This is a genomic window from Streptomyces rugosispiralis (genome assembly GCF_024505145.1).
GTDB lineage: Bacteria > Actinomycetota > Actinomycetes > Streptomycetales > Streptomycetaceae > Streptomyces > Streptomyces rugosispiralis.
Genome location: NZ_JANIAA010000009.1, coordinates 268,735 through 289,646, shown reverse-complemented (window position 1 = coordinate 289,646; position 20,912 = coordinate 268,735). Strand labels below are relative to the sequence as shown.

Genomic DNA, 20,912 nt, shown 5'->3' with positions numbered 1-20,912 from the left:
ACGATGAGCTCCACGCAGCACACGCCACTGCCCTACTACGAGGACGTCTCCCCCGGCGCGGGGGCGCTGCCGCCCCGCCCCTGGACCCCATCCTCCGACGCCGCGCGGCTGAGCCTGAACGGGACGTGGTCGTTCCGGCTGTCGCCGACCGCCACCGCCGAGGACGACTCCTTCGCCCGCCCCGGCTTCGACGCCCGCGGCTGGGACGAGCTCCCGGTGCCCGGCCACTGGGTGCTGCACGGCCACGGGGCGCCGATCTACACCAATGTGCGCTACCCCTTCCCGGTGGACCCGCCGCGCGTGCCCGACGAGAACCCCACCGGCGACCATCTGCGCGTCTTCGACCTGCCGGGCGACTGGCCGGCCGGCGGGGACGCGGTCCTGCGCTTCGAGGGCGTCGAGTCCTGCGCCCGGGTCTGGCTCAACGGCGAGGAACTGGGCACCTTCAAGGGCAGCCGGCTGCCGCACGAGTTCGCGGTCGGGGGCCTGCTCCAGCCGTCGGGCAACGTGCTGGCCGTACGCGTCCACCAGTGGTCCTCCGGAACCTATCTCGAGGACCAGGACCAGTGGTGGCTGCCCGGGATCTTCCGTGAGGTGACGCTCGAGCACCGCCCCGAGGGCGCGCTCGACGACTACTTCGTCCATGCCTCGTACGACCACACCACCGGCGAGGGCACGCTGCGGATCGACTCCGACCCCGGCGGCCGGGTCACCGTGCCCGAACTGGGCCTCGACCTGGCCACCGGGGAGAGCGCCACCGTCCCCGTCGAGCCGTGGACGGCGGAGACGCCCCGGCTGTACGAGGCGCGGCTGACCACCGTGGGCGAGAGCGTCTCGCTGCACGTGGGCTTCCGTACCGTGGTGGTCGAGGACGGGCTGCTCAAGGTCAACGGCCGGCGGGTGCTCTTCCGCGGCGTCAACCGCCATGAGTTCCACCCCGAGAACGGCCGGGCGGTGGACCTCGCCACCATGCGCCGCGATCTGGTGCTGATGAAGCAGCACAACATCAACGCCGTGCGCACCAGCCACTATCCGCCGCATCCGGCCTTCCTCGGGCTCTGCGACGAGCTGGGGCTGTGGGTCATCGACGAATGCGATCTGGAGACCCATGGCTTCGTCGACCTGGACTGGCGGAACAACCCGGTGGACGACGACCGCTGGACCCCGGCGCTGCTCGACCGCGCCGAGCGGATGGTCGAGCGCGACAAGAACCACCCGGCCGTGGTGATGTGGTCGCTGGGCAACGAGTGCGGCACCGGGCGCGGGCTGTCCGCCATGGCCGACTGGATCCGCGAGCGCGACCCGTCCCGGGTGATCCACTACGAGGGCGATCTGTCCTGCGCCGACACGGACATCTACTCGCGGATGTACGCGCCGCACGAGGAGGTCGACCAGATCGGCCGGCGCACCGAGCCGCCGTGGGGCGATCCGGAGCTGGACGCGAAGCGCCGGGCGCTGCCGTTCATCGAGTGCGAGTACGCGCACGCCATGGGCAACGGCCCCGGCGGGCTGAGCGAGTACCAGCGGCTGTTCCAGGAGCATGAGCGCTGCCAGGGCGGTTTCGTCTGGGAGTGGATCGACCACGGCTTCACCCGGCGCGCCCCCGACGGCCGCTTCTACCACGTGTACGGCGGCGACTTCGGCGAGGAGCTGCACGACGGGAACTTCGTGTGCGACGGGCTGGTCTTCCCCGACCGCACCCCCTCCCCCGGTCTGATCGAGTACAAGAAGGTCATCGAGCCGGTGCGGATCGAGGGCGACGGGGCCGACGGCACGGTCCGGATCACCAACGGCCATGACTTCGCCGACCTGTCCCATCTCGTCTTCTCCTGGACCTATGAGGCCGAGGGCGAGGCGATCGGCTCCGGTGAGCTGGCGGTGGAGCCACTGCCCCCGGGCGAGTCCGCCGTACTGAAGCTCCCGGCGCCGCCCGACGCCGAGGCGGGGGCGGAGACCTGGTGGACGGTCGAGGCGCGGCTCGCCGCCGCGACGGCGTGGGCCGAGGCGGGCCATCCGGTGGCCTGGGCCCAGCTCCCCGCCGCCACACGGCCCCGCACACCCGCCTCGGGAGCGGCGCCGCGCCGCGACGGCGACCGGATCGTGCTCGGCCCCGGCGTCTTCGACGCGGCCACCGGCACCCTGACCTCGCTCGGCGGGCTGCCCATCACCGAACCGCCCCGGCTGGACATCTGGCGTGCGCCCACCGACAACGACAACGGCGCGTCCTGGCAGCCGGACGAGCGCTGGGGCCTGATCTGGCGCCAGTTCGGACTGCACCGGATGCGGCACCGGACCGACGCGGTGGAGACGACGCCGGACGGTGCGCTGATCGTGCGTACCCGCGTCGCGCCCGCCGCCGTGGACATCGGCCTGGAGACGGTCTACCGCTGGACCGCCGACGGGGACGGGCGGCTGAGCCTGGCGGTCTCCGTCACCCCGCAGGGCGAGTGGACGTTCCCGCTGCCGCGCCTGGGCCTGCGGCTCGGGGTCCCGGCCGCGCTGGGCGACGCCGAGTGGTTCGGCGGCGGCCCCGGCGAGGCGTACCCGGACACCCGCGCCGCCGCGCGCGTGGGGCGGTGGGCGCTGTCGGTGGACGAGCTCCAGACGCCGTACGTCCGTCCGCAGGAGAACGGCGCCCGGATCGACGTCCGCTGGGTGCGGCTGACCGGGCCCGACGGAACGGGGGTGCGGATCGAGGGCGAGCCGGCCTTCTGGTTCACCGCGCGCCGCTGGACCACCGAACAGCTCGACGCGGCCGAGCACACACCGGATCTCGAGCCGTCGAACGAGACGGTGTGGGTGAACCTGGACCATGGCCAGCAGGGCATCGGCAGCCAGTCCTGCGGCCCGGGGGTGCTGGCCGAGCACCGCCTGGACGCGGCGCCCGCCGAGTTCTCGTTCACCTTCTCGCGGTTGAGCTGACGGTCGTAGGGTCCGGACTCGTACGGTCAGGGGCTCGTACGGTCAGGGGTCGGTCATGGCGACCGGCCCCGGGCCGTCGTCGCGGCCGGTCGTGACGACCGGCCCCGGGTCGTCGCGGCTACTCCGCCCGCACCGCGCTCGTACGCGGCTTACGCCTTCCTGCCCCGCAGGGCATCGAGCGCCCGGTCCGCGTGCACGCCCATCCGGAACTCGCTCTTGACGATCTCCAGCACCTTGCGATCGGTATCGATCACAAAGGTGACCCGCTTGGTCGGCACCGCCGCGATCCCGCGCTTCACCCCGAACCGCTCCCGCACGGTCCCCTCCGGATCCGACAGCAGCGGATAGCCGAAGGAGTACGCATGAGCGAACTCCGCCTGCTTCTCGACCGAATCGGCACTGACCCCGACCGGCTGGGCGCCGAGCTCCTTGAACTCCGCCCCGATGTCCCGGAAGTGGCACGCCTGTTTGGTACAGCCGGGGGTGAAGGCCGCCGGATAGAAGAACAGCACCACCGGGCCGTCCGCCAGCAGCCCGCTGAGCGAACGGACGGTGCCGCTCTCATCCGGCAGTTCGAAGTCCTCGACCACATCACCGATGTCCATGGAGGCACGCTACCGGCCGCGCGCCCGGGGCGTCGGCGGCCAGTCCAGGAAAAGGGGCCCCGTGACAACAAGGCCCCCACCCGGCGGAGCGTCAGTAGCGCAACCGGGCGGTATGGCCGTCGATGCGCAGGATGCACTCGGTGAACAGCGCCATCGATGGACTGTCGTCCGTGGGTACCAAGCGCAGCCCGAGGTCCATGATGGACCGGATCACGTGGGCCGTACGGCTTCCGTCGGGATCCTGTCCGCGCAGCGCGGACCACGCCTCGAACTGCGCCCGCGCCGCTTCCCAGGCCGGGCCCGGCGTGAAGTGACACAGAAAGACCGGCTGGTCGACCCCGTACTGGCGTAACTCGCCGACTTCGTCCTCACCTTGCATAAGCCACCATCTGGCACTCATCTCGTCCCCAACTCCGTACACGGGACTGGAAACCCATCATACGGGTGCGGACGTCCCAACGAGGACCGACTCCACATCGGGGGCCCATCCCAGCAGCCGCTCATCCGCGCCCGGCCGGGCCACGCACTGCACGCCCAGCGGAAGAGAATTGGCCGCCCGGCCCGCGGGCAGCGCCAGCGCAGGGGCTCCCGCGTAGCTCCACGGGAGGCTCAGCACGGAGTCGCCGGTGCTCTTCAGGCCGTGCGGCGCGGGGCCCGTGGCCGCCGGGGTGAGCCACAGATCGATGCCGTCCCGGTCCATGGCGGCCACCAGCCGCTCGCGGAACTCGGCACGGGCCCGCAGGGCCGCGGCGTACGCGTCGTCGCCCATCCGCTGTCCCTCCCGGATCGCCTCGACGGTCTGCTCGCGGTACCGCTCGCCGTGGCGCGGGAACCATACGGCGTGGGTCCGCGCCAGCTCATAACGGTTGATCACCCGCTGCTCCGCCACGACCCGTTCGAAGTCGTCCGGGAAGGGCACCCGGCGGACCGTGAACCCGGCGGCCTCCAAATGCCCGGCCCGCTTCTCGAAGGAGCTCCTGGCCTCGGCGTCGGCGCGATCGAGGTACGGCCCGAGCGGAACGCCGAGCACCGGCCGCCGCCCCGCCGCCTCCCCGCCCCCGCCTCCCCCGCCGCCCTCGCCGCCCTCCCCGCCCTCGCCGGACGTTCGCCATCCGTCGCACAGCACGGCCGCCGCCGGGGCGAGGGTCGCCACGTCGGGGGCGAAGAGGCCCACGGTGTCGAAGGTCGGGGCGTTGGGGATCACGCCGTCGGAGGGGATGCGCCCGTGGGTCGGCTTGAAGCCGACGACCCCGCAGTAGGCCGCCGGGCGGATCATCGAACCGACCGTCTGGGTCCCGACCGCGAGCGGCACCATCCCCGCCGCCACGGCCGCCGCCGAACCACTGCTGGAGCCGCCCGGGGTGTGGCCGAGATGGTGCGGATTGCGCGTGGGCCCGGACGCGGTCGCGGCGAACTCGGCGGTCACGGTCTTGCCCGCCACCAGCGCCCCCGCCTCCCGCAGCCGCCCGACCAGCGACGCCTCCGCTCCGGCCAGCGCCTCGGCGGGCACGTCCGACCCGGCACCCGTGGGCAGCCCCTCGACATGCACGATGTCCTTCACCCCCACCATGACCCCATACAACGGCGGCCGCCCGTCCGCCTCCCCCCACCGCTCATCCGCCACCCGCGCCGCACGCCCCAACCGCTCCCGCCGCCCGGACTCGGGCACAAAGGCCCGGATCTCCCCGTCCCCAGCCTCGATCCGGTCACAGGTCCGCACGGCCGCGATGGCACAAGAGGTATCCATCCCTTGATCTTCGCAGGGAATCCCGGCCTTCAGGCCGGGCGGGAATGCGATCCTCGGCTCGGAGGCGCGCAGCGCCGGAGTTCCCTGCGTTTCGGGGCGGCGGTCAGGTAGGCCGCTTCTGGTTCTCGATGTAGTCCTTGACGATGCTCAGTGGTGCGCCGCCACATGACCCCACGAAGTACGAGGGGGCCCAGAACACCGAGCCCATGCCGATGCGGTTGATCCGCCCGGTGTACTCGGCGCGCAGGTAGCGGGAGCTGACACCTTTGAGGCTGTTGACCAGCTTGGACAGGGCGATCTTGGGCGGGTAGTGCACCAGCAGGTGGGTGTGATCGCCTTCGCCGTTGAATTCGACCAGCTCCGCGCCGAAGCTCTCGCACACGTCCCGCATGATCGCCTCGCAGCGCGTCAGCATCTCGTCGTTGAAGACCTCACGCCGGTACTTAGTGACGAACACCAAGTGGGCATGCAGGTTGTGGACGACGTGATTTCCCCGGCGGATATCGGGGTTCGGTTCCCAACGTGGCGACATCCGCCAAGTGTATTATGGGCAGGCGAACTCAACCGAAGAGGGAGCCGGATGATTCGTGCGTACAAGTTCCTCATGCGACCCACCGTGGGCCAGCAGGCCTCGCTCGGCGAGATGCTGCGGGACCACTGCTCCCTCTACAACGGGGCCTTGCAGGAACGCCGCGACGCCTACCGGCACGCCTCGAAGACGAGCATCGCGTACGGGCAGCAGTCCGCGCAGCTCAGGGAGATCCGGGCATGCGACCCCCAGCGGCAGGGCCGCTGGTCGTTCAGCTCACAGCAGGCCACACTTCGCCGTCTGGGGAAGGCGTTCGCCGCGTTCTTCCGCCGGGTCAAGTCCGGTGAGACCCCCGGCTACCCGCGTTTTCGCGGGGTGAACTGGTTCGACACAGTGGAATTCCCCAAGGACGGCGACGGCTGCCGCTGGAACTCCACCCCGCACGACCCGGTGACCCGCGTCCGCCTCCAAGGCATCGGACACGTCAAGGTCCACCAGCACCGGCCGGTGAAGGGCCGCGTCAAGACGATCTCGGTCAAGCGCGAAGGACAGCGCTGGTATGTCATCCTGACCGCCGAGCAGACCGCGCCGGAACCGCTTCCGCAGACCGGTTCCATGGTCGGCATCGACATGGGCATAGCCAACTTCCTCGCCGATTCCAACGGCGAGTTCGTATCCAACCCACGCCACGGCCGGAAGGCCGCCGCGAAGCTCGAAGCCGCACAGCAGGCACTGTCCCGCTTCCCCCGGGTCCCCCGGGACAAGCGCACCGCCAACCACCAGGGTGCCGTGGACAAGGTCGCCGGACTCCACCGCAAGGTACGTTTCCAGCGGCTGGACCACGCGCACAAGACAGCCCTCGATCTGGTCAGCAAGCACGACGTCATCGCACACGAAGACCTCAAGATCCGCAATATGGTCAAGGTCCCCGTGCCGAAGCCGGACCCCGACCGGCCCGGCGGCTTCCTGTCTAACGGGGCCGCCGCGAAGGCAGGGCTGAACCGCTCGATCTCGGATGCCGGATGGGGGGTGTTCCTGACGATCCTGCACGCCAAGGCTGAAAGCGCCGGACGAGAATTGATCGCCGTGGACCCCCGCAACACCTCCAGGACCTGTCCCACCTGCGGGCACGTCTCAGCGGAGAACCGGCCCACCCAGGAGAAGTTCCACTGCGTCTCGTGCGGCCACAGCGCGCACGCGGACACGGTGGGCGCCCTGAACGTTCTACGGGCCGGGCTGGTCCGTCGCGACGCCCAACCGGCATAGCGAGAAGCCCCGGCGTTCACACCGGGGAGGAGTCACGAACCGAGGCTACGCGGGGCACCACGCTCCTGTACGGCGCGGCGAGCCGGTCCGGCCGACGTCCGGACGGTCGGCCGGAACATCGGTGAGGCTCGGTCGTGGGAGGAGGACGGACGGAGGGTGTTGTTGCCACGAGAGGGAGAGCCACTGGACGATGGACCGGTGAGTGATGCTTGGACGGGGGTCGACTCCATCGCGCTGGAGCGGGCCGTGCGGGGGCAGGCCGGGCGGCCCGTGGGCGGGGTCGAGGACATGGAGAGTTACCTCGCGGCGCAGGTGGCGGATGTTTCGCACCGCGAGGTGATCGGGCCGCTGCTGGCCGGACACGGGCCCGGTGGTGTGGTCGTGCGGCGCGGTGAGGTACTGGCCCGCTGGGGGGGGATCCGGGCCGGGTGGAGATGGCCTTCAGCGCGACCAAGAGCGTGCTGGCCCTCGTCGCGGGTGTCGCCTTCGACGACGGACTGCTGCGGCTGGACGAGCCCGTGTGCGGCTCCGTGGAGTTGCCGCAGTTCGCGGATGAGCGCGGGCGGCGGATCACCTGGCGGCAGCTGCTGGACCAGACGAGCCAGTGGGAGGGCGAGCTGTGGGGGAAGCCGACGGGGGTGGACGCCCAGAGTGTCCGTGAGGGGACGGAGTCGGCGGGCGGGCCGCCCGGGGAAGGGTGGGCCTACAACGACGTACGGGTGAATCTGACGGCTCTCGCGCTCACCGTCCTGATGCGGCGGCCGCTGCCGGAGGTGCTGCGCGCCCATGTCATGGAGCCCATCGGGGCCTCCGGCTCATGGTCGTGGCACGGGTACGGCAACTCCTTCGTGGACGTCGGCGGCGTCCGCTTGCCCGTGGTGTCCGGCGGCGCCCACTGGGGCGGCGGGCTGTGGATCAGCGCGCTCGACCTGGCCCGTATCGGCCAACTCTGCCTGCACGGTGGGGAGTGGGCCGGGCGCCGGATCGTGTCGCGGCGCTGGATCGAGGCGTTGTGGACGCCGTGTGCCGTCAAACCGGAGTACGGGCTGTCGTGGTGGCTCAACGACGGCCGGGTGGTGTGGCCACAGGCCCCGTCGACCGGGCGCTGCGCCCGGGGCAACGGTGGCAATCACCTCTTGTGGGTGGACCCGGCCCGTGACCTCACCCTCGTCTCACGCTGGGGTGCCGATGTGGAAGCCCTCGTCGCGGCGGTCTCGGAGGCGGTCCGCCCCTGCTGATGACACCGGCGAGCACACCGCTCGGCGGGCTTCCACATCGGCCGCGCGCGTCAGCTGCCGCCCGTCACCTTGACGTAGTCGACGACCAGCTGCTGCGGGAAGGAGGTGTTGCCGTCCGGGTCGCCGGGCCAGTAACCGCCGACGGCCAGGTTGAGGATGATGTAGAAGGGGTGGTCGAAGACCCAGCGGTTGCCGTTGAGGTCCGAGGGGGTGCGGGTCTGGTAGACGTTGCCGTCGACGGACCAGGTGATCTTGTTCGGCGACCAGTCGATGGCGAAGGTGTGGAAGTCGTCGGAGAACTTACCGCCGTTGGGCAGGGTGTAGCCGGCGCCGATGCCGCCCGAACCGGAGTAGCCGGGGCCGTGGATGGTGCCGTGGACGGTGCTGGGCTCGAAGCCCACATTCTCCATGATGTCTATCTCGCCGCAGTTGGGCCAGCCCGCGCTGCCGATGTCGTCGCCGAGCATCCAGAAGGCGGGCCACATGCCCTGGCCCTGCGGCAGCTTCATCCGGGCCTCGACATGGCCGGAGGCCGTGGTGAACTTCTGGGCGGTGTTGAGGCGGGCGGAGGTGTACTCACACTGCCCGTACCAGCAGTTGTAGTTGGCCGGGTTCTCCTTGCGGGCGGTGATGACGAGGTTGCCGTTGCCGTCCAGCGCCGCGTTCTTGTTGCCGTCGGTGTAGTACTGCCGCTCGTGGTTGTTGACGTTGTCGCCGGTCTCCAGGCCCCACTTGGAGCCGTCAACGGCGCTGCCGGCCGCGCCGTCGAAGTTGTCGGTGAACTCGGCCGCGGCGGCTTTGGTCTGGGGGGTGTCCGTGGTGGCCGTGGCCGGTGCGGTGAACCAGGGAGTGGCCGCGAGTGCGGTCGCGGAGAGCAGACCGATCACGGTGTTGCGCACAGTCTTTCTCATGGAACGGTGGTGCCTTCCTGTGTGGGGGATGGGACCGGTGGGTGCCGGTCCGGTGCGGGAAGGTGTGTGTCCGGCGGTTGGGGGCCGGGGTCCGCGGGCGCGCTATGGCACGGGCATACGGGTGGTGGGGGCCACGCGCGTCAGCGCTCCTTGAGGGGTGGTGGTCGGGCGACGGGCGGGCCGGTCGCCCTGGGTCAGGAAGTGGCGGACGGGCAGGGCGGCGGCACCGAGCGCCACGGCGTGGGGGCCGAGCCCGCACAGCCGGATGTCGGTCTGGGCATACGGTCTGCGCAATGCCTGCGCGGCGACCGTCTCGCGGATCCGCGGCAGCATACGGGCGCCGAACATCAGCCCGGCCCAGCCGCCGAGGATGATCCGCTGGGGGTTGAAGAGGTTGACGAGATTGGCGATTCCGGCGCCCAAGTACACCGCCGCCTCCTCCAGGACGCGCTGCGCGGCGGACGAGGTGTCGGCGGCCGTGAGCAGCGCGGCGAACGCGGACTCCTGGTCGGCGCCGGGGGTGACCCGGCCGCGCCGGGCCTGGCGGTAGCGCTCCAGGACCGCCTCGGCGCCGACGTACGCCTCCAGGCAGCCGCGGGCACCGCACCGGCAGCGGCGGCCTCCGGCCTGGACGGTGGTGTGGCCCCACTCGCCCGCGCTGTCGGTGGCGCCCCGGTAGGGGGAGCCGTGGGTGATGACGCTCGCGGAGACGCCGGAGCCGATGAGCGCGACGACGGCGTGCTGGACGCCGCGGCCCGCGCCGAACCACATCTCGGCCCGGCCCAGGGCCTCCGCGCCGTTGTCGATGTGCAGGGGCAACGCGGTGCCGGTGCGCAGCAGCCGCTCCAGGGGGACGGCGTCCCAGCCGGTGGCCGAGACGCCGACACCGACGCCGAGGATGTGCCCGTGGGGGATTCCGGCTTCGTCGATGACGGCGTCGAGGAAGGTCAGGATGTGGCGGACGGCGGTTTCGAGGCCGGCGGGTCCGGGGGGTAACGGGTAGACGGCTCCGGCCCGTTGGGTGAGGGCGAGGTCGAACAGCCCTACGCGGACCCGGGTATCGGCGGCCTCGACGCCGATGACGTACCAATGCTCGGAGGCCAGCCGCAGCCGGGGGGAATCCGCGTCCGTGACGCCGTCTTGGATGACGGCGCCTTGGGTGACTGCCTCTTGGGTGACCAGGTTCTCGGTGGCGACCTCCTGGGTGACCAGGTCCTCGGTGGCGGCCTCCTGGGTGACCAGGTCCTCAACGACGCTCTCTTCCGTGACGACGCCCTCTGCGATCAGTTCGCCGATGACCGCGCTCGCGGTGGTGGCGCCGAGCCCCGTACGGCGGACGAGTTCCTGGCGGCTGAGCGGAGCGTGCAGGTACAGCGTCCACAGCAGCGAGGAGCGGCTGCCGCGCCGCGGATCGCGCACGGTGGTGCGCAGCGAGGGCTGGGCTGCTTGCGCCTTGGCCGTCATCGGTCACCTCCGGGGAGACACAATGTCCAGCCAATGTTCGATGCATGTCAATAGGTCTGGACCTTCTTGCCTCAAAGAATTTGAGGCGAGTCCCGGCCCAACTCCCCCTGAACCGACAGAAGTCGAACCCTCAGCGCGCTCCACCGGTGGCGAGGAAGTGCGCCAGCGGAAGCGTGGCCGCGCCCAACGCCACGGCATCGGGCCCCAGTTCGGCCAGCCCGATCTCGGTCTGGGCGTACGGTCGACGCAGTGCGTAGGAGGCGGTGGCGGCCCGGATCCTGGGGAGGACCCGGCCACCGAGGAGCAGTCCGGCCCAGCCGCCGAGGATGATCCGCTCGGGGTTGAAGAGGTTGATCAGATCGGCGATGCCCGCGCCGAGGTAGGCGGCGGTCTCCTCCAGCACCTCGCGCGCCCGCGCCTCGCTCCCGGCGGCCCCTACGATCGCCGCGAACGCGGCCTGCTGGTCCTCACCAGAACCGCCCGCGTCGCCCTTACCGCCTTCACCGGCACCGCCCACGTCACCCTTGCCGTCACCGCCCACACCGCCCAAGCCGCCCTTACCGGTTCCGCGCGCCCCATGCCCGTAGCGGTCGAGCACCGCCTGCGCCCCGACGTACGCCTCCAGACAGCCGACCGCACCGCATCGGCAGGCGCGCCCGCCGACCTGGACGACCGTATGCCCCCACTCCCCCGCGCTGCTGGTCGCGCCCCGGTACGGCACGCCCGCGGTCACGATGGCCGCGCCGACGCCGGAGCCGATCAGCGCGATCACCGCGTTGTCCGCGCCGCGGCCCGCGCCGAACCACATCTCGGCCTGCCCCTGCGCGGTGGCGCCGTTGTCGATGAACAGCGGCAGATCGGTGCCGGTGCGCAGCAGCCGCTCCAGCGGCACCGCGTCCCGGCCGGCGGACGGGCCGTGGACGAGGACCTCGACCCCCTGTTCGACGACGCCGGGGACGCCGACCCCGACGCCGATGACCGCCTCCGGCGAGGCACCGCTCTTGTCGATGACCGCGTCAAGACCGGCCAGGATGTGGCCGACGACCGGCTCCGGATCCAGCTCCAGCCCTCCGGGCGTCAGCGGATGCTCCCAGCGGGCCAGTTCGGTCAGCGCGAGGTCGAACAGCTCCACGCGGACATGGGTCTCGCCGACGTCGACCCCGATGAGATGGCCGCCGCCCGGCGTGACCCGCAGCAGCGTACGGGGGCGGCCGCCATCGGACTCGACGGACCCGGCCTCCTCCACCAGTTCGTCGGCGAGCAGTTCGCCGACGACATTGCTGACCGAACCGGAGCTGAGCCCGGTGAGCGTCCCCAACTCCTGACGGCTCACCGGGCCCCGGAAGTACAGCTGGCGCAGCAGCGTCGAGCGGTTGCCGCGCCGCAGGTCGCGGACGGTCCGTCGGTTCATCTGACCCATCGGGCTCCTTCCCCTTGCCCGAACCTACCGGACGCGGCCACTCTTGACGCCGACTGGTTTCATCGCTTAACTCACGGTCTGAATGAAGTCTCGCGCTTCACTTTTTGAACGGTCAAGGGTGAGTTGACAGTCAATGGCGGGCAAGTGGCGCTGCCTCATGGCCGCCGCACGGCTCACTGTTCCGCACCCGGGGCCTGGAACAGCGCGAGCAGATCCTCCCGCCCGAACATCCGCGCCGTCTCGACGGCCGAGGGCGATCCGGCACGCGGGTCGGCGCCCTTGGCCAGCAGCACCCTCAACACCTCCGCCTCACCCTTGAACGCGGCCCCCGCGATGGGGGTCTGGCCCCGTTCGTTCACCCGATTGGGGTCGGCGCCGCGCTCGAGGAGGGCCGACACCGCCGCGGGATGGCCGTAGTAGGCCGCGAGCATGAGCAGGGAATCGCCCTTGTCGTTGGTGAGGTTGGCCGGGACGCCCGCGTCCACATAGGCGGCGAGCGTATCGGTGTCACCCTGCCGGGCCAGGTCGAAGACCTTGGCCGCCAGCTGGAGCACCTCCGGGTCGTGGGCGGGCTCGCTCTCGGGGTTCGATTCGGTCATGGCCTGTCGCCTCCGGCTTCGCTACCTGGGTATGTGATCACCACCCTAGATAAGGACGGCGGCCGGCCCACCCGAGCAGGCGGACACCCCGCCCCGGCAGGCGGGCACCCCGCCCCGGCAGGCGGGCACCCCGCCTCGGCAGGCGGTCGGCCCAGTAGCGCCACGCCTCCATGGTGATGATTACACCGATAATCCACCCAATTGCACCTTTCGCCCGACGGATACATGCTGTGATCCTGGAACCACTCATGGTGACTGACCGTCCCCCATCAGCCAGGAGACCGTGATGATCTTGTCCATTTCCGGCGTCGTGCTGCTCGGCATCATCGTCTTCATCTTCTTCCGCAAGGACGGCCTGAAGGGGTCGCACGCGGTCATCTGTGCGCTCTTCGGCTTCTATCTCGCGTCCACCGCGATCGCTCCGAGCATCAAGGCGGGCGGCGCGAGCCTCGCCGGCCTCCTGGGCGGGATCAAGATCTGACGTGGGCCGGAGACCGCTCCCCCGCCTCCGTCTCGGCAGCGCCGGGGGCACCCCGCTCGTCCCGCCCGGCCGCGGCCGGGCGTTCGCCCGCAGCACGGCCGACGGCGTCGCCGATGTGCTCCAGCCGCTGGTCGCGCTCTCGCGCGGGTTGCGCGTGCTCGCCGCCGCCGGGCGGCGCAAGTGGGCGGAGCTGCCGGGTGACCGCCGCGGACCGGTGTTCACCCTCGTGGTCGCCTGCGGCTTCGTCCTCTACCTGCTGCCGTTCGGGCCACTGGTGGCGTCGATCAGCCTGATCGGCGCGGCGGGCTGGGCCGGGCGGGGGCGCGCCGGTGCCGCGTCGGAGACGCCGGCCGACGGCACCGAGCGGCTGCGCACGCTCTACGAGGCGCTGGTGCCGTACTTCTCCGGCGCCGAGGACCCCAGCCCGCTCTACAGCCACGGCGGCGACTGGTCCGAGGCGTTCGACTCCTTCTCCTTCGACGAGAGCGGACGGCTCACCCGGCTGCGCCTCCACTACCCCGCGTACTTCACCGACGGCGAGCCCGCGGCCCGCACCCGGATCGAGCAGCTGCTGTACGCGAAGTCGGGGCGCGGCCGTGAATATCTGTTCGAGTGGGACGAGGAGGCCAACAACCTCACCCTGACCGTGCTGCCCGCCCTGTCCACCGCGATCCACGCCCAGCGCTTCGTCACCGCGCCCGGTGAGACGGTGCTGGGCTTCACCGACGCGTCGTCGGTGCAGCGGACGCTGCCGGTGCTGGCGGGGCCGGACACGTGCGAGGAGGACGAGGAAGGCGAGGAGAGCACGGAGGGCACGAGGGACATCGGGCTCAAGAAGGCGGCAGCGGACGAGCCGGAGACCCATGACGTACCGCCGGTGGTCTGGCGCACCGGCCCGCGCTCGACCGAACCGCATCTGCTCGCGCTCGGCCAGCCCGGAAGCGGCACCACGACCCTGCTGCGCTCCATCGCGCTGCAGGCGCTGCCGCATGGCGAGGTGCTGGTGGTGGACGGCGGCGGCACCGGCGAGTACGCGTGTCTGAGCGGACGTACGGGGGTGCTGGCCGTGGAGTGCGGGCCGGCCGGGACGCTGGCCACGCTGGAATGGGCGGGCCATGAGACCGAGCGCCGGCTGATCGCCGCCAACCGCGCCCGCCAACTGCGGCACGCGCCGCCGGAGGACATCCGGCGCCCGCTGTGGATCCTGCTGGACCGGCCGTCGGTGATGAGCCATCTCGCGGCGGCGGACGGCCGCACCGATCCGCAGGAGCTGCTGGCCGTGCCGCTGCGGCACGGACGGGCGGCGAACGTACGGGTGGTGGTGGCCGATCAGCTGGACGCCGCCGAGGCGCTGAGTGAGGCCGTGCGGAGCCACACCCGGGCCCGGGTGGTGCTGGGCCCGGTCTCGTCCGAGCAGGTCACTGCCGTCCTCGGGGCGCCGCCGCACACCACGCCGACGCCCGAGGTGCCTCCGGGCCGCGGCTATGCCCGCCTCGGCGCGGGCCCGGTGCACCGCCTCCAGGTGCCCGCCACGCCCGATCCGTACGACGAGGCGGCCGGCGAGGCCGAGCGGCAGGCGGTGCTCCGGCTGCTCCCGGCCCCGGACCCGGCGGCGCCCCAGGCCCCGGCGCCCGTCGGGGGTTAGGGGTCCTTGCACTATGAGCGCCCGACCCGGGCGGGCATAGTGCAAGGACCCCTTAGCCGGCGGGCCCCGTGGCGGTGCCGCACCGGGGGGCGTTACGGCACGTCAGGCCGACGCCACAGCCGCGGCACCTCGCGGCACGCCAGGCCATATACGCCCGCGGCACATCAGGCCACATACGTCCGCGGCGCCTCCGCCTCGATCGTGGCGCCCGTGGCCACCAGGTCGGCGGCCGAGGCCAGCCGGGTGGCGGCCTTCTCGGCGACCGCTCCCCCGACCGTGAACGGCAGCCGTACGTACCCCTCGAACGCGCCGTCCACCCCGAAGCGGGGTCCGGACGGCACCCGGACCCCCAGCCGGGCGCCCGCCTCCGCGATCCGGGATCCGGAGAGGCCGCCGGTGCGGGCCCAGAGCATGAGCCCGCCGTGCGGAACGGTGAACTCCCAGTCGGGCAGATGGCGCCGGAGGGCGTCGACGAGGTCGTCCCGGTTGCTGCGCGCGAGCTCGCGGCGCACCTCGACGGCCTGCTCCCAGCCTCCGGTGTTCAGCAGCCAGGCGACGGCGAGCTGTTCGATGACGGGGGTACCCAGGTCCGCATAAGCGCGGGCGGCGACCAGGCTGCGGATGACATCGGGCGCGGCACGCACCCAGCCGATGCGCAGACCCGCCCAGAACGACTTGCTCGCCGAACCGATCGTGATCACGGTACTGCCCGCCGGGTCGAAGGCGCAGACCGGCCGGGGCAGCTCCACCCCCTCGTCCAGCCGCAGCTCGGCCATGGTCTCGTCGGCGATCAGGACCGTTCCGGCGGAGCGGGCGGCGTCGACGAGCTGGCGGCGCTGCTCCTCGGTGGCGAGGGCGCCGGTGGGGTTGTGGAAGTCGGCGATGACGTAGGCCAGCCGGGGTGCGGCGGCGCTGAGCACCTGGCGCCAGGACGGGATGTCCCAGCCCGCGAACCGGTCGGCCATGGCGACGGGGACGAGCCGGGCGCCCGCCTCCCGCATCAGCTGGAGGATATTGGCGTAACTGGGCGATTCCACGGCGACCCGCTCCCCGGGCCTGACCATCAGTTGATAGGTGGCGGCGACGGCCCCCATGGCGCCGGTGGTGACCATGATCTGCTCGGGCATGGTCGGTATGCCGCGGTCGGTGTAGCGGTCGGCGAGCGCCTGGCGCAGGGCGGGCAGCCCCGCGGGGTAGTCGCCGTGGGTACGGGCGTGGGGCGGCAGTTCATCGAGGGCGCCGCGCATCGCCCGGGTGAGCCATGGCTCGGGGGCGGGCAGCGCGGCACAGCCGAGGTCGATCACGGAGGCCGCGGCCTCGGGCGGGAGCGGATCGAGACCCCGGGTGGGCAGCGGGCTTCCGGCGGGCATGGCGGTCCAGCTCCCGGCGCCGCGCCGGGACTCCAGGAACCCCTCGCCGCGCAGCGCCTCGTAGGCGGCGGCGACCGTGGTGCGGCTGACCGCGAGCGCCGCGGCGAGTTCGCGCTCGGCGGGGAGCCGGGCCGCGACCGGAACCCGGCCCTCCAGGATGAGCAGCCGTACGCCGTCGGCGAGGGAGCGGTAGGCGGGGACGCGGCGGCCCCCGGTCAGTGCGGCCGCGGCACCGGTGGCCACCCCGTCACGGGTGTGCTGCGACCCGAGCAGCCGGGCCAGTTGGGGTGCCCCGACCGCGGACGTCCATGGACTCATCGGATGCGGTCCACCTTTCGGAGATTGGCCGTAGAACTGGACTGGTTCCGGGCCACAGAGTGACATGCCGCAGGCCACTCACACCAGGAGCACGCGTTGTCCGACCTTCCACGTCGCCGCCTTCCGCGCCGTCTTGCCCAGCTCTACGTGGGGCTGGTGCTCTACGGGACGTCCATGGGGCTCCAGTTGCGCGCCACGCTCGGTCTCGACCCGTGGGACGCCTTCCACCAGGGCATCTCCGAGCACACCTCGCTGTCGATCGGCACGGTGACGGTCGTCGTCGGCGTCGCCGCGCTGCTGCTGTGGATCCCGCTGCGCCAGCGGCCGGGTCTTGGCACGGTGTCGAACGTGCTGGTGATCGGGCCTGTGGTGGACGGCACACTGTGGCTGATACCGGAGCCGGAGGCGCTGGCGGTGCGGATTCCGCTGCTGCTCTTCGCGATCGTGCTGTGCGGCGTGGCCACCGGGCTCTACATCTCGGCGCGGTTCGGGCCGGGCCCGCGGGACGGGCTGATGACGGGGCTGCACCGGCGCACCGGGTGGTCGATCCGGCTGGTGCGGACCGGGATCGAGCTGGCGGTGCTGGCCTCCGGCTTCGCGCTGGGCGGCTCGGTGGGGGTGGGAACGGTGCTGTTCGCGCTGACCATCGGGCCGCTGTCGCAGTTCTTCCTGCGTGTCTTCGCGATTCCCGCACCCGACGGGGCGGGCTCTGGGATCGTGGCGCGCGGCGGCGCCGAGACCCAGGTCCGGGACCTGATTTAGGGCTGGGGCGGTCGGGGCGGTAGTGTACTCCCTCGGCCTACCAGGCGGACCGTTACTGCGCGCTAAAGCACTAGAAACGCTGGGTGACATCTGCTGCCAGATGTGACAAACCGGGCGCCGGTGGGTAGAACAACGGGGCGGCACGACGGGCGACGCATGTCCCAATACGGGAATCTTCACCGCCGACCGGACGTTGACCGGATGACGACGACAGCGACACCTGTCCTGTGGGCGACAAGCCCGGGAGGCACGATTCATGAGTGAGCGAGCTCTTCGCGGCACGCGACTCGTGGTGACCAGCTACGAGACCGACCGCGGCATCGATCTGGCCCCGCGCCAGGCGGTGGAGTACGCATGCCAGAACGGCCATCGATTCGAGATGCCGTTCTCGGTAGAGGCGGAGATCCCGCCGGAGTGGGAGTGCAAGGCGTGCGGCGCCATGGCACTCCTTGTCGACGGCGACGGTCCAGAGGAGAAGAAGGGCAAGCCCGCGCGCACGCACTGGGACATGCTCATGGAGCGGCGCACCCGCGAGGAGCTGGAGGAGGTGCTGGCCGAACGGCTGGCGGTTCTGCGCTCCGGTGCCATGAACATCGCCGTGCATCCGCGGGACACCCGTAAGTCTGCCTGAACCGAGCGGCAGCACTGCGGTAACAATTGAAGTACGAGGGCCGGGGCCACTGCTGAGCAGTGGCCCCGGCCCTTGCGCGCCCTTCGGCTGCGCGCCCTTCGGCTGCGCGCCCCTCGGCTCCGGCTGAGCGGTGGCCCGGCCCCGGTCGCGGCTGAGTCCTTGGCTCAGCTCGCGGCTGAGTCCATGGCTCAGCCCCGGTCGCGCGGCCGCAGCCCGGGGCCCGGCTCTCCGTCGCCGTCCCGGCCCCGGTCCTCCCCGTCCCGTATCACCTCGCCCTGAATGACCGTGCCCTGCTCCGGGCGCCCCTGCCCGTCCCGGCGCTCCCACTGCTCACGGGCCTGGCGGAAGGGGTCGGACGGCGATCCGGGGACGAAGCCCATCCGGCGCGACAGCGCGCTCTCCGCGCGGCGCCGCAGCAGCGCCCGGGTCGGCGGGAACAGGCACACCAGCGCGGCCACGTCCGAGATCAGCCCCGGCACCATGAGCAGCAGCCCACCGAGCATCGTGAAGGAGCTTCCCGGCCGCGCGGCGGACTCCTCGGCGCCCGGCCGCATCGACGCGGCCAGGCTCTGCCACGCCCGGCGGCCGCCGCGCTTGACCACGGCCCCGCCCACCACCACGCCCGCGACCAGCAGCAGGAAGACGGTCAGCCCGCCGGCGGCGTCGGCCACCAGGGTCAGCAGCCAGATCTCCAGCACCAGCCAGGCGGCGATCCCCAGCGGTACGAAGGTGCGGGCGCGTGAGCGCTTCGGGCGGGTCGGGTCGCTCTGCTGCGATGCGCCGGTCATCATGCCTCCAAGTGTGCCCGGGCCCCTGACCGATACGGAGCGCGGGTCGCACGGCCAAGGGGATCGAGGGGATCTCATGGGTTCCAACGCGCGAGGGGTCCCAGAGGGTCCAGGAGTGCGGAGGAGACCGGACGGAATCCGCGAAGGCGCGAGGTATCGGCGGCGGCGGGCCGGGTACCCGCCGCCGACGGAGGTGTCGAATGACGGCTGTGCTTGAGGTCCTCTTGTGGTGGGCGGCGCTGACCGGGCTCTGGCTGGTGCTGATCAGCACCGTGGACCCCCTGGAACTCCTGGTCGGGTCGGCCTCCGCACTGGCCGCCGCCCTGCTCGCGCGGGTCGGGCGCCGGGCGGTGGCGGACCGATGAGCACCTCGGACGGCTGGCTGGCGGCGGCGCTGGTGCCGCTGCTCGCGCTCGTACCGGTGCTGTGGCGGATCGCCTACGGCTCGCCCGGGGACCGGCTGATCGGGCAGAACCTCACCTCGCTGCTGGCCGGTCTGGTGCTGCTGCTGGCCGCGCAGGGCTTCCACCGGACCTCGTACAACGATGTGGCGCTCGTGGTCAGCGTGCTCGGGCCCACCGGAACGCTGATCTACGCCCGCTTCCTGGACGTCCTGCCCGACTCCCGGCTGGTGCGCTGGACGGCGCTGGTCGGGGTGCCCGCCACGGTACTGCCGCTGTGCGTGGCGACCGGGCCCGGCCGGGCCATGGCGAAGCTGCTGCTGATCGGCGTGCTGCTGATCGCGGGCAGCGTGGTGACCAGCGGCCGCGGCGCGAGGGAGGGCGTCACGGCATGACCGATGTGCTGATCGTCGTGGCACTGCTGCTGGTCGCGGGCGCCGCCACCGCCGCCGTGCTCAACCGGGACCCGATGCGGCAGGCGCTGGTGCTGTCCTTCCTCGGGCTGGCGCTGGCCCTGCTGTTCACCTTCCTCCAGGCGCCGGACGTCGCGCTCTCTCAGCTCGCCGTGGGCTCCGCGGTGACGCCCCTGATGATCCTGCTGACCGTGCGCAAGGTGCGGCGCCGCCCGGGGAGCGGCGACGGCGTGGACAAGCCGGCGGGCCGGGAGCGATGAGCCCCCGGGTCCGGCTGTGGGTCTTCCTGGTGGGCGCCGCCGGGTTCGCCGCGCTGTTCGCCGCGGCCTGCTTGGACCTGCCGGCGTTCGGCACCGTCCCCCATCCGTACGGCGTCCGGGCCGTGCACGCCGCCCTGAGCCATCACACGGCCAATGTCATCGCGTCCGTCAACTTCGATCTGCGCGCCTTCGACACGCTCGGCGAGGAGAGCATCCTCTTCTCGGCCGTCATCGGCACCGTGGTGCTGCTCCGCCAGGCCCGGGACGAGCACCGTAAGGATCCCGAGCCCGCCACGGTCCATCCCCCGGTGCGCCGGTTCGCGCTGCTGACGCTGCCGTTCGCGCTGCTGGTGGGCCTCTATGTGATCGCGCACGGCCAGATCAGCCCGGGTGGCGGCTTCCAGGGCGGGGTGGTCGCGGCCACCGCGCTGCATCTGCTCTACATCGCCGCCGACTACCGGGCCCTGGAGCGGGTCCGCCCGCTGACCCTCTACGAGATCGGGGAGGCCGCGGGCGAGGCGGCCTATGTGATCACCGGGCTCGCGGCCGTCCTCGCGGGGTCGGCGTTCCTCGCCAACGTGCTGCCCTTCGGCACCCTCGCGACCCTCTCCTCCGGCGGCACGGCGATGGTGCTCAACGCGGCCGTCGGCCTGGAGGTCACCAGCGGGATCGTGGTCCTGCTGGCCCGGTTCCTGGACCAGGCGGTGGAGATCGAGGAGCCCGGGGAAGGCGGCGGGAGCCCGCGGGACACACGAGACAGCGGGGGCAACGGAGACGACGAAAGGGAGCGAGCGTGACGGTCCTGCCGTATCTGGTCGCCGGATGGATCTTTCTGATCGGTGTGTACGGGCTGGTGACCAGCCGGGACCTCATCCATGCCGTGGGATGCCTGGCCGTCACCCAGTCCTCCACCTATGTGCTGCTGCTCGCCGTCGGCTACCGGAACGGCGGCACCGCCCCGGTCTTCGCCGACGCGCCCACGGACAGCCGGGTGGTCGACCCGGTCGTCCAGGCGCTCGCCCTCACCGACATCGTGGTCGGCGCGACCGTGACCGCGCTGCTGCTCGCGCTCGTCGTTCAGCTCCGCAAACGCCATGGCACGGTCGACCCGGACGCCCTGTCCGAGCTGAAGGGCTGACCGG

Annotated in this window: 22 protein-coding genes; 12 read left to right on the top strand and 10 right to left on the bottom strand. The window is 71.8% G+C overall.

Features of this window, described 5'->3' with window-relative positions:
• Positions 1–3: 3 nt before the first annotated feature.
• On the top strand, positions 4–2,922 hold the full coding sequence (locus NP777_RS17895) for a glycoside hydrolase family 2 TIM barrel-domain containing protein (RefSeq protein ID WP_256651155.1): 2,919 nt from the start codon (positions 4–6) through the stop codon (positions 2,920–2,922).
• Between the two features lie 149 nt (positions 2,923–3,071).
• Here NP777_RS17895 and NP777_RS17890 read toward each other — a convergent pair whose 3' ends face one another.
• From NP777_RS17890 to tnpA, 4 genes are all read right to left on the bottom strand, one after another.
• On the bottom strand, positions 3,072–3,527 hold the full coding sequence (locus tag NP777_RS17890; RefSeq protein WP_256651134.1) for a peroxiredoxin: 456 nt from the start codon (positions 3,525–3,527) through the stop codon (positions 3,072–3,074).
• A gap of 91 nt (positions 3,528–3,618) precedes the next feature.
• Positions 3,619–3,906, bottom strand: a complete 288-nt coding sequence (locus NP777_RS17885; protein WP_256651133.1) for a hypothetical protein — start codon at positions 3,904–3,906, stop codon at positions 3,619–3,621.
• Between the two features lie 57 nt (positions 3,907–3,963).
• Positions 3,964–5,274, bottom strand: a complete 1,311-nt coding sequence (locus NP777_RS17880) for an amidase (RefSeq protein WP_256651132.1) — start codon at positions 5,272–5,274, stop codon at positions 3,964–3,966.
• Between the two features lie 103 nt (positions 5,275–5,377).
• A complete protein-coding gene (tnpA, locus tag NP777_RS17875; protein ID WP_256651131.1) occupies positions 5,378–5,806 on the bottom strand; it encodes an IS200/IS605 family transposase in 429 nt (142 codons plus the stop codon).
• A gap of 48 nt (positions 5,807–5,854) precedes the next feature.
• On the opposite strand from tnpA, the gene NP777_RS17870 reads away from it, so the two are divergent.
• Positions 5,855–7,069: an RNA-guided endonuclease InsQ/TnpB family protein gene (locus NP777_RS17870; RefSeq protein WP_256651130.1), complete on the top strand. Its 1,215-nt coding sequence runs from the start codon at positions 5,855–5,857 to the stop codon at positions 7,067–7,069.
• 434 nt (positions 7,070–7,503) lie between these two features.
• A complete protein-coding gene (locus NP777_RS17865; RefSeq protein ID WP_256651129.1) occupies positions 7,504–8,307 on the top strand; it encodes a serine hydrolase domain-containing protein in 804 nt (267 codons plus the stop codon).
• A 50-nt stretch (positions 8,308–8,357) separates the two neighbouring features.
• Here NP777_RS17865 and NP777_RS17860 read toward each other — a convergent pair whose 3' ends face one another.
• The 4 genes from NP777_RS17860 to NP777_RS17845 form a co-directional block, all read right to left on the bottom strand.
• Positions 8,358–9,218, bottom strand: coding sequence for a glycoside hydrolase family 16 protein (locus NP777_RS17860; RefSeq protein ID WP_256651128.1), 861 nt, complete (start codon positions 9,216–9,218; stop codon positions 8,358–8,360).
• Between the two features lie 102 nt (positions 9,219–9,320).
• Positions 9,321–10,682 carry an ROK family protein gene (locus tag NP777_RS17855; protein ID WP_256651127.1) on the bottom strand — a complete coding sequence of 454 codons (1,362 nt, stop codon included), beginning with the start codon at positions 10,680–10,682 and terminating at the stop codon, positions 9,321–9,323.
• 130 nt (positions 10,683–10,812) lie between these two features.
• On the bottom strand, positions 10,813–12,102 hold the full coding sequence (locus tag NP777_RS17850) for an ROK family transcriptional regulator (RefSeq protein ID WP_256651126.1): 1,290 nt from the start codon (positions 12,100–12,102) through the stop codon (positions 10,813–10,815).
• Positions 12,103–12,275: 173 nt separating this feature from the next.
• A complete protein-coding gene (locus NP777_RS17845) occupies positions 12,276–12,701 on the bottom strand; it encodes an ankyrin repeat domain-containing protein (RefSeq protein ID WP_256651125.1) in 426 nt (141 codons plus the stop codon).
• A 286-nt stretch (positions 12,702–12,987) separates the two neighbouring features.
• On the opposite strand from NP777_RS17845, the gene NP777_RS17840 reads away from it, so the two are divergent.
• Both NP777_RS17840 and NP777_RS17835 read left to right on the top strand, forming a co-directional pair.
• Complete coding sequence (locus tag NP777_RS17840) at positions 12,988–13,182, top strand: hypothetical protein (protein ID WP_037965369.1); 195 nt, start codon at positions 12,988–12,990, stop codon at positions 13,180–13,182.
• 1 nt (position 13,183) lies between these two features.
• Positions 13,184–14,827: a hypothetical protein gene (locus tag NP777_RS17835; protein ID WP_256651124.1), complete on the top strand. Its 1,644-nt coding sequence runs from the start codon at positions 13,184–13,186 to the stop codon at positions 14,825–14,827.
• Between the two features lie 164 nt (positions 14,828–14,991).
• Here NP777_RS17835 and NP777_RS17830 read toward each other — a convergent pair whose 3' ends face one another.
• Positions 14,992–16,515: an SCO1417 family MocR-like transcription factor gene (locus NP777_RS17830; protein ID WP_256651123.1), complete on the bottom strand. Its 1,524-nt coding sequence runs from the start codon at positions 16,513–16,515 to the stop codon at positions 14,992–14,994.
• Between the two features lie 96 nt (positions 16,516–16,611).
• On the opposite strand from NP777_RS17830, the gene yczE reads away from it, so the two are divergent.
• Positions 16,612–17,277, top strand: coding sequence for a membrane protein YczE (gene yczE, locus NP777_RS17825; RefSeq protein ID WP_449343547.1), 666 nt, complete (start codon positions 16,612–16,614; stop codon positions 17,275–17,277).
• Between the two features lie 256 nt (positions 17,278–17,533).
• Positions 17,534–17,908, top strand: coding sequence for an RNA polymerase-binding protein RbpA (locus NP777_RS17820; protein WP_014056358.1), 375 nt, complete (start codon positions 17,534–17,536; stop codon positions 17,906–17,908).
• A gap of 188 nt (positions 17,909–18,096) precedes the next feature.
• Here the strand turns inward: NP777_RS17820 and fxsA are convergent, their stop codons facing one another.
• Positions 18,097–18,696 carry an FxsA family membrane protein gene (fxsA, locus tag NP777_RS17815; RefSeq protein ID WP_256651153.1) on the bottom strand — a complete coding sequence of 200 codons (600 nt, stop codon included), beginning with the start codon at positions 18,694–18,696 and terminating at the stop codon, positions 18,097–18,099.
• A gap of 200 nt (positions 18,697–18,896) precedes the next feature.
• On the opposite strand from fxsA, the gene NP777_RS17810 reads away from it, so the two are divergent.
• From NP777_RS17810 to NP777_RS17790, 5 genes are read left to right on the top strand one after another with little or no spacing between them, the layout of a single operon-like run.
• Positions 18,897–19,061, top strand: a complete 165-nt coding sequence (locus NP777_RS17810) for a hypothetical protein (protein WP_256651122.1) — start codon at positions 18,897–18,899, stop codon at positions 19,059–19,061.
• A complete protein-coding gene (locus tag NP777_RS17805) occupies positions 19,058–19,492 on the top strand; it encodes an MrpF/PhaF family protein (RefSeq protein WP_256651121.1) in 435 nt (144 codons plus the stop codon). The genes NP777_RS17810 and NP777_RS17805 overlap by 4 nt, the downstream gene beginning before the upstream one ends.
• Complete coding sequence (locus NP777_RS17800; protein WP_256651120.1) at positions 19,489–19,770, top strand: DUF4040 domain-containing protein; 282 nt, start codon at positions 19,489–19,491, stop codon at positions 19,768–19,770. Before NP777_RS17805 ends, NP777_RS17800 begins: the two co-directional genes overlap by 4 nt.
• Positions 19,767–20,567 (top strand): MnhB domain-containing protein, encoded by an 801-nt coding sequence (locus NP777_RS17795; RefSeq protein WP_256651119.1) that lies wholly within the window; start codon positions 19,767–19,769, stop codon positions 20,565–20,567. The genes NP777_RS17800 and NP777_RS17795 overlap by 4 nt, the downstream gene beginning before the upstream one ends.
• On the top strand, positions 20,564–20,908 hold the full coding sequence (locus tag NP777_RS17790) for a sodium:proton antiporter (RefSeq protein ID WP_059146574.1): 345 nt from the start codon (positions 20,564–20,566) through the stop codon (positions 20,906–20,908). Before NP777_RS17795 ends, NP777_RS17790 begins: the two co-directional genes overlap by 4 nt.
• Positions 20,909–20,912: the final 4 nt, after the last annotated feature.

Bases quoted from the DNA above. Each gene is read 5' to 3' on its own strand.
- NP777_RS17895 (WP_256651155.1), top strand. From the start codon at position 4: ATGAGCTCCACGCAGCACACGCCACTGCCCTACTACGAGGACGTCTCC.
- NP777_RS17890 (WP_256651134.1), bottom strand. From the start codon at position 3,527: ATGGACATCGGTGATGTGGTCGAGGACTTCGAACTGCCGGATGAGAGC.
- NP777_RS17885 (WP_256651133.1), bottom strand. From the start codon at position 3,906: ATGCAAGGTGAGGACGAAGTCGGCGAGTTACGCCAGTACGGGGTCGAC.
- NP777_RS17880 (WP_256651132.1), bottom strand. From the start codon at position 5,274: ATGGATACCTCTTGTGCCATCGCGGCCGTGCGGACCTGTGACCGGATC.
- tnpA (WP_256651131.1), bottom strand. From the start codon at position 5,806: ATGTCGCCACGTTGGGAACCGAACCCCGATATCCGCCGGGGAAATCAC.
- NP777_RS17870 (WP_256651130.1), top strand. From the start codon at position 5,855: ATGATTCGTGCGTACAAGTTCCTCATGCGACCCACCGTGGGCCAGCAG.
- NP777_RS17865 (WP_256651129.1), top strand. From the start codon at position 7,504: ATGGCCTTCAGCGCGACCAAGAGCGTGCTGGCCCTCGTCGCGGGTGTC.
- NP777_RS17860 (WP_256651128.1), bottom strand. From the start codon at position 9,218: ATGAGAAAGACTGTGCGCAACACCGTGATCGGTCTGCTCTCCGCGACC.
- NP777_RS17855 (WP_256651127.1), bottom strand. From the start codon at position 10,682: ATGACGGCCAAGGCGCAAGCAGCCCAGCCCTCGCTGCGCACCACCGTG.
- NP777_RS17850 (WP_256651126.1), bottom strand. From the start codon at position 12,102: ATGGGTCAGATGAACCGACGGACCGTCCGCGACCTGCGGCGCGGCAAC.
- NP777_RS17845 (WP_256651125.1), bottom strand. From the start codon at position 12,701: ATGACCGAATCGAACCCCGAGAGCGAGCCCGCCCACGACCCGGAGGTG.
- NP777_RS17840 (WP_037965369.1), top strand. From the start codon at position 12,988: ATGATCTTGTCCATTTCCGGCGTCGTGCTGCTCGGCATCATCGTCTTC.
- NP777_RS17830 (WP_256651123.1), bottom strand. From the start codon at position 16,515: ATGAGTCCATGGACGTCCGCGGTCGGGGCACCCCAACTGGCCCGGCTG.
- NP777_RS17820 (WP_014056358.1), top strand. From the start codon at position 17,534: ATGAGTGAGCGAGCTCTTCGCGGCACGCGACTCGTGGTGACCAGCTAC.
- fxsA (WP_256651153.1), bottom strand. From the start codon at position 18,696: ATGACCGGCGCATCGCAGCAGAGCGACCCGACCCGCCCGAAGCGCTCA.
- NP777_RS17810 (WP_256651122.1), top strand. From the start codon at position 18,897: ATGACGGCTGTGCTTGAGGTCCTCTTGTGGTGGGCGGCGCTGACCGGG.
- NP777_RS17805 (WP_256651121.1), top strand. From the start codon at position 19,058: ATGAGCACCTCGGACGGCTGGCTGGCGGCGGCGCTGGTGCCGCTGCTC.
- NP777_RS17800 (WP_256651120.1), top strand. From the start codon at position 19,489: ATGACCGATGTGCTGATCGTCGTGGCACTGCTGCTGGTCGCGGGCGCC.
- NP777_RS17795 (WP_256651119.1), top strand. From the start codon at position 19,767: ATGAGCCCCCGGGTCCGGCTGTGGGTCTTCCTGGTGGGCGCCGCCGGG.